11 protein-coding genes are annotated in these 13,229 nt (G+C 70.1%); 4 read left to right on the forward strand and 7 right to left on the reverse strand.

Features of this window, described 5'->3' with window-relative positions; all coding sequences use genetic code 11:
- Positions 1-28: 28 nt before the first annotated feature.
- From ACWC24_RS25350 to ACWC24_RS25370, 5 genes are all read right to left on the reverse strand, one after another.
- Complete coding sequence (locus tag ACWC24_RS25350; protein WP_450665158.1) at positions 29-1,345, reverse strand: MFS transporter; 1,317 nt, start codon at positions 1,343-1,345, stop codon at positions 29-31.
- A gap of 142 nt (positions 1,346-1,487) precedes the next feature.
- On the reverse strand, positions 1,488-2,426 hold the full coding sequence (locus tag ACWC24_RS25355) for a zinc-dependent alcohol dehydrogenase (protein ID WP_450665159.1): 939 nt from the start codon (positions 2,424-2,426) through the stop codon (positions 1,488-1,490).
- 13 nt (positions 2,427-2,439) lie between these two features.
- Positions 2,440-4,377, reverse strand: coding sequence for a flavin-containing monooxygenase (locus tag ACWC24_RS25360; protein WP_450665160.1), 1,938 nt, complete (start codon positions 4,375-4,377; stop codon positions 2,440-2,442).
- A gap of 213 nt (positions 4,378-4,590) precedes the next feature.
- A complete protein-coding gene (locus tag ACWC24_RS25365; RefSeq protein WP_450665161.1) occupies positions 4,591-5,328 on the reverse strand; it encodes a hypothetical protein in 738 nt (245 codons plus the stop codon).
- A 581-nt stretch (positions 5,329-5,909) separates the two neighbouring features.
- Positions 5,910-6,704, reverse strand: coding sequence for a FadR/GntR family transcriptional regulator (locus ACWC24_RS25370; protein WP_450665162.1), 795 nt, complete (start codon positions 6,702-6,704; stop codon positions 5,910-5,912).
- A gap of 196 nt (positions 6,705-6,900) precedes the next feature.
- Between ACWC24_RS25370 and ACWC24_RS25375 the strand changes: the two genes are divergently transcribed.
- The 4 genes from ACWC24_RS25375 (at position 6,901) to ACWC24_RS25390 (ending at position 11,565) form a co-directional block, all read left to right on the forward strand.
- A complete protein-coding gene (locus tag ACWC24_RS25375) occupies positions 6,901-8,031 on the forward strand; it encodes an acyl-CoA dehydrogenase family protein (RefSeq protein ID WP_450665163.1) in 1,131 nt (376 codons plus the stop codon).
- On the forward strand, positions 8,028-9,218 hold the full coding sequence (locus tag ACWC24_RS25380) for an acyl-CoA dehydrogenase family protein (RefSeq protein WP_450665164.1): 1,191 nt from the start codon (positions 8,028-8,030) through the stop codon (positions 9,216-9,218). The genes ACWC24_RS25375 and ACWC24_RS25380 overlap by 4 nt, the downstream gene beginning before the upstream one ends.
- Before the next feature lie 87 nt (positions 9,219-9,305).
- Positions 9,306-10,496: an acyl-CoA dehydrogenase family protein gene (locus ACWC24_RS25385; RefSeq protein WP_450665165.1), complete on the forward strand. Its 1,191-nt coding sequence runs from the start codon at positions 9,306-9,308 to the stop codon at positions 10,494-10,496.
- Positions 10,497-10,635: 139 nt separating this feature from the next.
- On the forward strand, positions 10,636-11,565 hold the full coding sequence (locus tag ACWC24_RS25390) for a cyclase family protein (RefSeq protein WP_450665166.1): 930 nt from the start codon (positions 10,636-10,638) through the stop codon (positions 11,563-11,565).
- Positions 11,566-11,672: 107 nt separating this feature from the next.
- Here the strand turns inward: ACWC24_RS25390 and ACWC24_RS25395 are convergent, their stop codons facing one another.
- Both ACWC24_RS25395 and ACWC24_RS25400 read right to left on the reverse strand, forming a co-directional pair.
- Positions 11,673-12,443, reverse strand: coding sequence for a crotonase/enoyl-CoA hydratase family protein (locus ACWC24_RS25395; RefSeq protein WP_450665167.1), 771 nt, complete (start codon positions 12,441-12,443; stop codon positions 11,673-11,675).
- Positions 12,440-13,207 carry an SDR family NAD(P)-dependent oxidoreductase gene (locus tag ACWC24_RS25400; protein ID WP_450665168.1) on the reverse strand — a complete coding sequence of 256 codons (768 nt, stop codon included), beginning with the start codon at positions 13,205-13,207 and terminating at the stop codon, positions 12,440-12,442. The genes ACWC24_RS25395 and ACWC24_RS25400 overlap by 4 nt, the downstream gene beginning before the upstream one ends.
- Positions 13,208-13,229: the final 22 nt, after the last annotated feature.

Raw genomic sequence — 13,229 nt, forward strand, 5'->3', positions numbered from 1 at the left:
GTCTTGCCGTCCCCAGTGATCCTCGGATTCATTTATCTGTATCAGTTATATGATTTGACCTACGGGGTCCGTCAAGACTCGGTTCCGGGTTTGACGGTGAAGAAGCCCCGGACGTGAGGAAGGTCATCACGACCACTCCGACGGCCGCCGCGGCGACGACCAGCCACCCGGCCGCCTGGGGGCCCGCCGACCTGGTCAGATCAGCGGCCAGATACGGCGTGAGGCCGCCGCCCGCGACCGCTCCCGCGTTGTAGGCGAACGACACGGACGTGTAGCGCACCGGGGTGGGAAAGGCCTGCGTCAGCGTGACGTACATCGCGGGTGCTGCCGAGTAGGCGAAGGCGAGCGCCACGGAGTACAGAACCCCGGCGCCAACGAGCGCCCAGGGGCCACCGGATGCCACTCCCCGCATCCCGTACAGCAGCGGGAAGACCAGGGCGGCCGCACCGGCGCAGCCGAACAACATTGCCGACCTGCGGCCGAAGCGGTCGGTCCACCAGCCTCCGAGCGGGAAGCCGCAGGCGCCCAGCAGCAGACACGCCGCCGACAGCCAGTACACCTTCAGGATGGGCAGTTCCAGTACCGACAGCAGGTAGACGCTCATGTAGTTGACCAGGACTCCGAGCATCATGGTGATGACCACGTTCAGCACCGCCGACGCCGCGATCATGCGCCAATGGCCGCGCAGAGCGGCGAGAACGGGCGATCGCTCCACGGCCTCGGCCTCGGCCAGCGACCGGAACTCCGGCGAGTCCTCCACCCGGACCCGGTAGACCGCCACGGCGGCGGTCATCACCGCGGAGAGCAGCAACGGAACCCGCCAGCCCCACTGCTCCATCTCCCGTGAGCCGAGTGTCGTCACCAGCAGACCCACCAGCGCCGGGGAGACGGCGACACCCAGGCTCGAACCGAGCGGGATCAGCGCCTGGAGCCGCCCGCGCCTCCGTCCGCCGTCGGATTCCGACACCAGCGTGGCGGCGCCCCCGATCTCCCCGCCGGCGCAGAATCCCTGCATCATCCGTACGGCGACCAGCAGGACAGGCGCGGCGACTCCGGCAGTCGCGTAGGTCGGCAGCAGACCCATCAGGGTCGTGGCGCTTCCCATGCCGATGACGGTGACGAGCAGCGCGAACCGGCGCCCTCGCCGGTCGCCGAGCCGCCCGAAGAACAGCGCCCCGAGCGGGCGGGCGAGGTATCCGACGCCGTAGACGCCGAGTGAGGCGAGGATCCCGGTGGCCGGGTCGCCCGACGGGAAGAACAGCGGGGCCGTGAACACGACCAGGAAGCCGTAGCACGTGAAGTCGTAGAACTCGATGAACGTCCCGAGCATGCTCGCGGTGCCCACCCGGGCAGCACGCGACCGCGTGCCCCGGAGATCGTGTGGTGCGGACGGGCTCTGTATGTCTCTCGACATCTCTGCTCACCACCTGAGGGTGTGGGTGTAACTCTGGGCTGAGAACCGGGCCGCCGACAGGACGACTCCGGTGTCACAGGTGGACGACGACCTTGAAGGTCCCCGGCGGCCTGGTGGCAGCCACCTCGAAGGCGCGGGCCGCCTCGTCGATCCCGAACCTATGGGTGATCAGCGTCCGGGCGATCTCGGGCCGTTCGGCCAGCATGCGCGCCGCGTGGGTGCATTCCGGCGTCCCCGCGGCGTCCCTCGCGTACCCCATCGAGGGCACCACCCGGGCCTCCTTCAGGAATGCCGCCATGAAGGGCCAGTTCAGGCCGGGAGGCAAGACGCCGACGGTCACCACGGTGCCCAGCGGGCGAACCAGTTCCACGGCTCTCGCCAGTCCGCTCTCACTGCCGCTCGCCTCGATGACGACGTCGTAGAGACCGGACGGGCAGGTGGCACCGAGGCGTTCACCCGCCTCTGTCTGGAAGAAGTGCTTCGCCACCACTGAGACTTCGACGGCGTCCATGCACTGGGCCGCGGTGACGGCCAGCATCCCGACCGGCCCCGCCCCGACCACGGCGACCCGAGCGCCGGGACCGACCCGGCCCTTGCGGCAGGCGTGCCACGACACCGCGCCCGGTTCGACCAGAGGTGCGTCGTCCAGGCACAGGCCCGGGGGCAGCGGGACCAGCGCCGCCGGTGCAGGCGCCCTGAAGTACTCCGCCATGCCCCCCGGCACCGTCATTCCGACGATGTCCCGGCCCGCGACCGCGCACAGGTTGTACCGGCCGGCCGCGCACCAGGCGCAGGCGCCGCAGCGGGCCACCGCCTCTACGGCGACGGGCCTGCCGTCCGCGGTGGTGGCGGCGATCTCGTGCCCGATGATCTGCGTGGTGCCCCGCTTCAGGTATCTCAGGTCGGAGCCGCAGATTCCCACCGCGGCCACTCGGACCCGCTCCCCCGGACCACCGGGCTCGTCCGTCTCGACGGTCTCGATCCCCGCCGGTGTTCCACGAACCGCTCGCATCGCGTACCGCCCCTCAGTCGAAGCGGTAGTCCTCCGGCCTGAACCGCGCCAGGAGTTCGTGGTACTCCTCGAGCCGCCACGGCACGTTGACCTGCTGGCGCCCGAACTCGTTCACGTAGTAGTTGCGGTCCTTGGAGCCGGGGTCGTACCAGATCAGCGAAAGCATCGCCTCGTCGAGCCGGCGGTTGTACTCCTCGAAGACGTCCTCACGGACCGTCAGGGAGCGATGTCCGCCCTGGATGAGCTGGATCAGCCCCTCGGCGATGTAGCGCGCCCATGTCTCCATCCACACGATGAGGGATCCGGACCGGTTCTGCGAGTTCGGGCCGTACATGATGAACAGGTTGGGGAAGTCCGGCACCGTGATACTCAGGTACGCGCGCGGCCCTCCGCCCGCCGGGTCGTTCCAGCGCTCCTCCAGGGTCGCGTCGCCCAGCCCCCGGTACTTGGTGGGCCACAGGTACTTCTGCGTGGCGAATCCGGTGGCCGTGAAGACGAGGTCGTAGTCGCGCTCCTTGCCGTCCACGGTGCGGATCCCGGTCGGGGTGAACCGCTCGATGGACTCCGTGACCAGCTCTACGTCGTCCTTCAGCAGGGAGGCGTACCAGCTGTTGTCCACGATGAGCCGCCGGGCCATGGGAGCGTGCTTCGGGATCAACTTCTCCCAGAGGTCAGGCCGGTCGCCCAGCTTCGCCTTGATGTACTGGGTGAGGCTCTCCCGGTAGCCGTCGTTGGCCTCGTTGACGAGACCGCCGGCGGCCTGCCACTCGGGGTCGGGCTCCTGGAGGACCTGACCGCCGAGCCGGAGGGTGGCGATGGAGTAGCAATACCAATTCCAGTAGTACGGCATCGTGTCGAGCAGCCAGCGTGTCTCCGGCGAGATGGGCTCGCCGTAACGTTCCCGCGGGCTGATCCACTGCGGGGTGCGCTGGAAGACACCCACCCGGCTCGCGCGGCTGCACACGCTGGACAGCATCTGGACCCCGGTGGAGCCGTTGCCGATGACGGCGACGTTGCGTCCGTCGAGCCGTTCCCGGCCGGTGCACTCGGCGGTGTGGACGATCTCGCCCTGGAACTCGTCGATACCCGGGATGTCGGGACGCTTGGGCGTGGCGAACAGACCGCTCGCGCTGACGACGGCGTTGGCCGTGAGCCGCTGCGACCGGCCGTCGACCACGACGTCGAGCGACCAGGTGCCCGTCGCCGTGCCGAAGGACGCCTCCTTCACATCGCTGTCGAAGCTGATGTGCTCGTGGACGCCGTACTTCTTGGCCACGTGCTCCAGGTACTCGCGCACCTCGCCGGCCCGCGCGAAGTACTCCGTCCATGGATAGTTCTTCTCGAAGAAGAACTGATAAAGGAAGTTGGTGGTGTCCACGCGTACGTCGGGGTAGGCGTTGATGCTCCAGGTACCGCCCAACTCCGGCCGCCGCTCGTAGACCGTGTAGGGGATGCCGAGGCGTTCGAGCTGTACGGCGACCGCGATGCCGCCGAAGCCGGCACCGATGACCGCCACCTGGAAGCCCTCGGGGATCTCCGGCTTGGCTACCGACCACCGGGCCGACCTCGGGTGCTCGTCGAAGGCGGCCAGGTCGCGTCGGTACACCCAGTCCCGGTCGGTGAGTTCCTCGTTCCGGAACGCCTCGTACATGCGGCGCAGGTCGTCGTCAGCCGGCGTTGTCTCGGTGAATCCGACCGGCTTGTTCAACAGGAACTCCACCGCCTTGGCCCGCAGGATCGGCACGGCCTCCTCGGCGAGCACGGTCTGGTTGAGCGCGCCTCCGTACATCGGGGTGGTCTTGAGCGGTAGTTCGAGCAACGTCTCGTCCCGGGTGGCCTGATACAGCGCGAGTCTCAGCGCGTTCAGGTCGGCGTCGTCCAGGGCCCGGTCCACGAACGCCTTGTCCACGCGCCGCGGCGCCTCCGTCGCGAACCCGCCTTCCTCGGTCATGCGGCCCCTCTTCCCTGTCGGCGTGCGTCCGTAGCGACGGACCAACATCCACAGAACTAGATTATTGAGTTAACTTAATCCACTCATCGATTCGACGGCAAGACGCATGCGTCCGGCGATCTCGACACCGTCGCGAAGGCACCCGATGGGCTCCGACAACGACGGCCGGGCCTCCCGCACACCCACGGGAGACCCGGCCGCTTCTCGTGCGTGTCAGGCCGTCGCGGGTACGGCCGTCCGCAGCTCGAGAGCCTCGCGCTCCTCCGACTTGACCGCCCGCAGCAGCACGATGATCATCGAGATCTTCCAGATGATGAACGCGATGGACGGGATCACCAGCGTGTACACCCCGTTCCAGGCGAAGGGGCCGTCGGTCGCCACATAGACGAAGACGCCCGGGAAAAAGGCCGCGGCCAGGACGAAGTTGAGCCAGCCGAACCACCGGGGGAAGATCGGGTCGGGCCGCTTGTCGACAAAGGCCGAGATGCCGATGACCACGACGTTGACGACGAAGATGACGGCGACACCGACATAGGTGAGCCAGAACTGGTCGCTCAGCAGCTGCATCAACTCGGGGCTGCGGTGCGGCCGATAGACCGCGGTGGCCAGCACCGCGAGCGGATAGACCCAACCCGTCGGCGCGACGACGGCCGTCGTCACCTGGATCATTGACAGCAGTCCCCAGCCGCCCTCGATCCGGCGCATCTGCAGGCTCGTGACGACCGCGAACGGATAGAAGAACGGGGCGAAGATGCCCATCGTGACCACGGCCCAGAGGATGCCGGTCCGATGCTCCGTCAGGAAGTCGGCCACCTGCTGGGCGTTGTCGCCCGGCGAGACGGGCGGGGAGAGGTGCCCGAAGACCGAGAATGCGAGCGTGTTGGCCACTAGCACCACCACGCCGCACCACACGGATATCCGGTAGTACCTGAACTTCAGCTTGTCGTCCACAGGGATCTCCCTTGATCCGTCGTGTACTCCTGAGGTACTGCCTGGCTGTCACGCACGAACCACGTCCCGTCGGCGCTCTGGATCGGCGGACGACGGTGCGCCGCCAGGACCCGGAACGGGAGCACAGAGGGGAACGGGACCCGCCTCACCGACCGCGCGGTGGCGGTATCGACGAGCGGGCCGTGCGTGGGGAGGGTCGGTGATGCCGTCGGAATCCGCCCCGAACCGGGGAGATCCACCGGTGTCCCGGCGACGCATCACAGCGGGAGCCCGTGCAGGACTAGCGAGCGCCTCCGGTGGCACTCCGCGACCGCGCGGCCGCGTGGAAGACGTCACTGGTACGGCACTTCGGCTTCGCCGTCACGATGACGTCGTCATCTCGCCGCATCGCGGCCCTCCCGGGATGTCGAAGTCGTCCCGACCGGCGAAAGAGCCGGTCGGCGGGATCCCACAGGAGGAGAGTAGGGAACGACAATCAGCCACCCGAGTCGCATCCCGCTGACCGGGACACATCTTGGCGGCAGTGCCGCCCCCGGACGCGGCGACGGCGCCGCGGGCGGTCCGGGAGGCTGACGGGTGGGTCAGGCGAAGAGGTCCACCACGGGCTTGTTGTGGAGGTCGTCCTTGAGCAGATAGGTGCCGGCGACCTTCATGTGGTTGCGCCAGTGGCGCTCGGCGCCGTCGGCGTCCTTGGCGTCAAGGAGGGTCACGAGGCGCTTGTACGCCCTGATGGCGCGGTGAAAGCGCTCGGGCGACTCCGTCCGGTCGAAGTTGCGCGCGACGCGCAGTTCGAGATGCGTCGCGACTATCTCCTGGAGAACCGCCCCCTGGACCGCCATCGTCTTGTTGCCACAGCGCTCCATGATGAGTTCGTGGAACCGGTAGGTGAGCCGCGACCACAGCGCCGGATCGGGGACGGCGTCGTCCTCGGCGTCCACCGCGGACTGCAGTTCCTCCACTACCTGACTGAGGTCGGCCAGGTCCTGCTTCGTACGACGCTTCGCGAGCATGCGCGCGCAGGCCGGCTCCGCGATCATCCGCGCCTCGTAGACGTCGTCCACGGTCGTCCCCTGCATCTGCAGGAGGAGCCCCACATGCCGGGCCGCGACGGAGAAGTCCGGGGCCATGACCTGAGCGCCGCCCCGACTGCCCCGGCGGACGCTGATGAGCTTCTCCGCTTCGAGAATGCGGAAAGCCTCGCGCAGGGTGGGTCGCGAGACACCGAACTGCTCCATGAGCTGGAGCTCGGGCGGCAGCTTCTCGCCGGCCTGCAGCTGACCCTGGACGATCCGGCGGCGCAACTGCGCGGCGATCAACTCCGCCGTCTTGGGCGCACGGACGGTCTGACCGATTTGCGACCCCAGTGTGGCACTCATGACAATGAGTGTACTTGATCAAAAACCCTCGTCACCGGCCATGTCGGCAAAGGACATCTCGCGGATTTCCCGAGTCTTCGCAGTTCCCGCCGAGTGGACACTTCGGCCGACGCTCCCCGGAAACAGCTTACTGATTTATCCGATAGCTGCTAACGTCCCCGTGCGTGAAGGCCATGACTACGGCGATGGACATGCGATGAGTCTCAGTCTCACCGAGGATCAGGAGGAACTGCGCCTTTTGGTGCGAGGCTTCCTCGACGACAAGGCCACGGGCCGACGACCGCCTCCGGCCGACAGCAGCCCGGAGGACTACGACGAAGACCTCTGGCGAGGGCTGTCCGGTCAGCTCGGACTGACCGGACTCACCGTGCCCGAACGCTTCGGCGGGACCGGCCTCGGGGCTGCCGAACTGGGCGTTGTCATGGAGGAGTTGGGCCGCGCCTTGGGCCCTGTCCCGTTCTTCGGCACGGTGGCCCTGGCCGGGCAGGTCCTCACCCACTGCGGCGACGGGGCGGCCATGGAGCGCTGGCTGCCCGGCATCGCCTCGGGGGCGCTCACCGCCACCCTGGCGATGCACGAACCGGACCGCCGCCCCTGGGACGGGACCCCGCTGACCACGACGGCCGTGCGGGACGCCGACGCCTGGCGCATCTCCGGTGCCAAGACGTACGTCGTCGACGGGCACACCGCCGGCCTGCTGCTGGTGACCGCGCACTGCCCGGACGGCCCGGGACTCTTCGCCCTCGACGCGGGCACCCCGGGCATGTCCGCGACCGCGCTGGACGCCCTGGACCCGACCCGGCCCCTGGCATACGTCACGTTCGACCGGGCCGAGGCGACCCGGATCGGCGACAGCGGGATCTCCCGGAAGCTGCGCACCGGGTACGACCTGGTCCGTTCGGCCGTCGCCGCGGAACAGGTCGGCGGGGCCGCCGCCTGCCTGGAGTCGGCGGTGGAACACGCGAAGACACGGGAGCAGTTCGGCCGGCCCATCGGTTCCTTCCAGGCGGTCAAGCACAAGTGCGCCGAACTGCTCGTCCGCGTGGAGTGCGCCCGGTCGGCGGCCAGATTCGCCGGATCCGTCGTCGGCACACCCGGACCCGAGGCGTCGATCGCGGCGTCCGTGGCCCGTGCCTACTGCTCGGAGGCGTTCACCCTGGCGGCCAAGGAGAACATCCAGATCCACGGGGGGATCGGCTTCACCTGGGAGCACCGCGCGCACCTGTACCTGCGTCGCGCCAAGTCGTCGGAGTTGCTGTTCGGGACGCCCCGCGAGGAACGCGCCCGCATCGCTCGGCTCACCACACTCGGAGGAACCCGCCCGTGACGTCCGATTCCGCCGCCTCCGCGACCGTCCCGGACGACATCGGCGCCTTCCGGGCCGGGCTGCGCGCCTTCCTGGACGGCGCTGGCCCGGGGCCCCGGCCCCGGGATCCCGAGGAACGCTTCGCCTGGACCCGCGCCTGGCAGGCCGCCCTCTTCGACCACGGCTTCGCCGGACCCGGCTGGCCCCGGGAGTACGGCGGGATGGACCTGCCCTTCGCCCATCAGGTCGTCTACCAGGAGGAGCTCGCCCGCGCGCGGGTGCCCGGCCCCGTCGGGACCGGCCTCGGCATCGCCGCGCCCACGATCATCAAGTTCGGCAGCGAGGAGCAGAAACGGCGCTGGCTGCCCGCGATGCTGCGTGGGGACAAGGTGTGGGCGCAGGGCTACTCCGAGCCGGAGGCCGGTTCGGACCTGCCGAGCCTGCGCACCACCGCGCGCCGTGAAGACGACACGTACGTGGTGAACGGCCAGAAGGTGTGGACCAGCCACGCGAGCCGGGCGGACGTCTTCTTCACCCTCGTCCGCACGGGAACGCGCGCGTCGCGCCAGCGCGGGATCACCTACCTCGTCGTCGACGCCCATGCCCCCGGAGTGGAGGTGCGGCCACTGCGCGACCTGACCGGCGGGCACCTCTTCGCCGAGGTCTTCCTCGACGACGTGCGGGTACCGGTCGCCGACCGGGTCGGCGAGGAGAACGAGGGCTGGCCGCTGGTCCGCACGAGCCTGGGCCACGAACGCGCCGCCGGGGCCATGAACCAGGCGGCGACCTACCGGCGGGTGCTCACCGAACTCCGGCAGCTCCTGGAGGAGAGAGGCGCGCTGGAGGACTCGGGGATCCGGGACCGGATGGCGGACTTCGAGATCCGGGTGCGCATCATGCACTACAACGGGCAGCGCACCATCTCCGACATCCTGCTCCGGGGGGAGCCTGGACCGGTCTCCTCCGTCTCGCGTCTGCACATCACCGCGTTCGAGCAGGACGTCCACGAGTTCGCGGTCGACGTGCTCGGCCCGGCCGCGCTGCTCGGCGCCGGATCCGGTGATGCGGTGCAGCGCGGCCGGTGGCTGTACGGCTTCCTGCGCACCCGGGCCTCCACGATCGGCGCGGGCACCTCGGAGATCCAGCGCAACACACTCGCCGAGCAGGTCCTCGGACTGCCCCGCGACCCCGGCATGCCCTCGGTCTGAGCCGGGACGTCAGGTCGCCGGGCGCGGGGCCCGCCCGCCCGCCCGTCCGGCACCGAGGACGCCACCCCATCCCCTTCAGGAGACACGATGCGGCTCGACACCAGCGCCGAACTCACGGCTTTGCGCGAAGAGGTGCGCGCCTTCATCCGCGCCCACGCCCCCGGCCGCAGGACCCACGCGGGTGTCCGGGCACCGGCCCCCGTCCTCGTCCCCGAAATACGGCAGTGGATCGCGTGCCTGCACGAAGCCGGGTATCTGGGCAGGTCCTGGCCGGTGGAGTACGGCGGTCTCGCCGACCCACGCCCCGAGCCCGCCTTCGTCGTCGCGGAAGAACTGGCGAGGGCGAGGGCCTGGGGGCAGATCGGCGCCGGCGCACTGGCCTCGGGGGCGCTTCTGGCCCACGGGACCGACGAGCAGAAGGCCCACTTCCTGCCCAGGCTGCGCTCGGGCAAGGACCTGTGGTGCCAGTTGTTCAGCGAACCCGAGGCGGGCAGCGACCTGGCGGGGCTGCGGACCCGGGCCCGCCGCGAGGGCGACCACTTCGTGGTGGACGGCCAGAAGGTGTGGACGACCAACGCCCAGCACGCCGACGTCGGCTACCTGCTCGCACGGACGAATCCGGAGGTCTCGAAGACCCGGGGCATCACCGCGTTCGCCCTCGACATGCGCAGCCCCGGCATCGAGATCCGTCCCCTCAGGGAGATCACCGGCACCGCCGACTTCAACGAGGTGTTCCTGGACGGCGTACGCATCCCAGCAGACCGGGTGATCGGCGAGGTCGACGACGGATGGCGGGTGGCCGGTGCGAGTCTGGCCCAGGAACGGGGTTCGGTCGCCGCGCGCAGCGCCGAACTCCTCCACGATCTGGACGAGCTGCTCGACCTGGCCTCCGCGACGGGTCCGGCCGGAGCGCCGGCCCTGGACGACGGCGCCCTGCGCGCGGATCTCGGCCGGCTGGCCACACAGGTGTACGTCGCCGACCTGATGAGCAAGGCCGTGCAGTCCCGGATGGCGGCGGCCACGGACGAACCGTCCGACCCGGCGGCGGTCAAGGTCTTCTACAGCGAGACCAACCTGGACGCCGTCTCGCTGGCCGTGCGACTCCAGGGCGAGGACGGGATCCTCGTCGAGGGCGACGACCGCGCGACGGCCGGAGGTTACTGGCAGGACGCCCTGCTCTACGCCCGCGCCTACACCATCGCGGGTGGAGCGAACGAGGTGCTGCGCACCACCATCGCCGAACGCGCGCTGGGCCTGCCTCGGGAGCCACGCGGCTGACCCACTTCCCTGCCCCTCCCCCGCTATGGCCGACGCGTGCGGGAGCGGGCCACCGGACCGTCGACGCCGGGCTGTCGCCGACCGGACCACCACGTCGTAACGAACCGAGCCGAGTCACCACCGACGAGAGGCGGACACCGTGCTGAGCGTTGCCGAGTTCGACACCCTGGCCGAGCAGGTCAGCAACTGGAAGCGCTGGGGCGCGGACGACCAGCTCGGGACGCTGAACCTCATCACCCCGGCCGTGGTGCGCAAGGGGACCGCGGCGGTGGTCACGGGTGAGGCGTTCTCGCTCTCGATGCCGCTGTCGCTGGACGGCCCGCAGAACGGCGTGGGTGTGCCCGGACGCATCAACCCGGTCCGGACCATGCTCGCGATCAACACCGTCATGGGGGACTCCCCCGACTCCGTCGCCTACAGCGACGACATCGTGGTGACTCCCACGCAGGCGGCGACGCATTGGGACGCGCTGTCGCACTGCAGCCACCGCGGTGTGATGTACAACGGTGTCCCGGCCGACGCCGTCGACGCGTCGGGAGCCACCCGGCTCGGCATAGAGGCGGCGGGCACTATCGTCTCGCGCGGCATCCTGCTGGACGTGGCCCGGCACGAGGGCGTCGACGTCCTGCCGGGCAGGTACCCGGTGACCCGAGCCGTCCTGGAGGCCGTCGAGGAGGCCCAGGGCACCCCCGTGGAAGAAGGCGACATCGTCCTGATCCGGACGGGCCAGGTGTCACACTTCCTGGCCGGGGACGTTCCGAGCTACCGGCGGCCCGTGCCGGCGCTCGACTACGACGCTCCCCTGTTCCTGCACGAGCGCCGGGCCGCCGCGGCAGCCATCGACAACATGCCCATGGAACTGCTGCCGTCGAACGTCGCGGACGTCATGCTGCCCGTGCACATCCTGTGCCTGGTCATGATGGGCATGATCCAGGGGCAGAACTGGGTGCTCGAGGACCTGGCGGCCGCGTGCGCCCTCGACCGCCGCTACACCTTCCTGCTCAACGCGACACCGGAGCGTTTCCCGCGCAGCACCGGCGGGCTGGTGAACCCCGTGGCCGTGCGCTGACGCACGGCCCGCCGGGCGGCCTGTGCCGCGGCAGCCCTCGGGCACCGCGGCACAGCCCGACGTTCATGTCCCGCCGACGTCCTGCGACGTCGGCCGGATGACGGGCCCTATTTCCCCACCCACACGGGATCCCTGCGCTCCACGAAGGCCCGCGCCCCCTCGACGGCGTCCTGGGAGGCGAACACGGCGTCGGAGAGCGGGGCCTGGCGGCTCCACACCTCCTCCTGGGGCCATCCCGGCGCCGCTCCGGCCACCGCCTTCGCACACCGGACGGCCAACGGCGCGTTCCCGGCGATCCGTCCGGCGAGCCCGAGCGCGGCCTCCAACGCCTGGCCATCGGGCACCACGCGGTTGACCAGTCCGAGCCGTTCGGCCCGCTCGGCGTCGATGGGGTCGCCGGTGAGCAGCATCTCCATGGCGACCGAACGCGGCAGGCGCTGCGGCAGCCGGATCATTCCGCCGCCTCTCGCCACGAGACCGCGCCGCACCTCGGGCAGGCCGAAGCGCGCGCCCTCGGCGGCGACCACCATGTCACAGGCCAGAGCGAGTTCGCAGCCGCCGCCAAGCGCCCAGCCCTCCACCGCGGCAATGATCGGCTTCTCGGGGGGTGCCTCGACCAGCCCGCCGAAACCCCGGCCCGGCAGCGCCGGTCTCTCCCCCTGAGCGAACCTCTTGAGGTCCATGCCCGCGCAGAAGGTCCCGCCCGCGCCCGTGAGCACCGCCACGGACAGGTCCGGAGAGGCGTCCAGCAGGTCGAGGGCCTCGGCGATCAGCCGGGAGGCCGCCAGAGTCATCGCGTTCTTCTGCGCGGGCCGGTTGACGGTGATCACCATGACCCCGTCCTGGTGCGAGACGAGGACTTCGGGCGCGGCACTCATCGGGGCCCCATGCGCAGAGCGCCGTCGATCCGGACGGTCTCGCCGTTGACGTAGGGGTTGCGTACGAGGGCGAGCGCCAGGTCGGCGTAGTCCGAGGCGTGGCCGAGACGCCTGGGGTGGGGGATGGTCTCGGCGATGCTCTGGCGGATGTCCTCGCGAAGCCGGGCGAGCATGGGGGTGTCGAACGTGCCGGGTGCGATGGTGTTGACCCGGATGGCCCAACTGGCCAGGTCGCGGGCGGCCACGAGGGTCATCGCGTGCACCCCGCCCTTGGAGGAGGCGTAGGAGGTCTGGCCGATCTGCCCCTCGAAGGCCGCCGCGGAGGCGGTGAGCACGATGGCGCCGCGGTCCCCGTCCTCCACGGTGTTGCCCGCCATGGCGGCGGCGGCCAGCCGCAGGACGTTGTAGCTGCCGACCAGGTTGACCTCCAGGACCTGCCGGTAGCTGTCCAGTCCGGCGGGCGCTCCGGACTTGTCGAGGATGCGCAGCCGGTCCCCGCCCCGGCCGGCGCAGTGCACGACGGCCCGGAGATTGCCGCTCTCCTGGGCCGCTTCGAGGGGTGCTCGCAGGCTGGCCTCGTCGGTGATGTCGGCCGCCACGAAGCGCACCGCGCCGCCGAGCGCTGCCGCCGTCTCGGCGCCGGGCGATTCAGGGAGGTCGGTGATCACCACCTTCGCGCCCGCGTCGACGAACGCCGCGGCGGTGGCGGCTCCCAGGCCGGACGCGCCGCCGGTGACGAGTGCGGTGATCGCGTCTAGTCGCATGCTGTTCTCCCGGGGTTCGGCC

This window comes from Streptomyces sp. NPDC001443 (assembly GCF_053597355.1).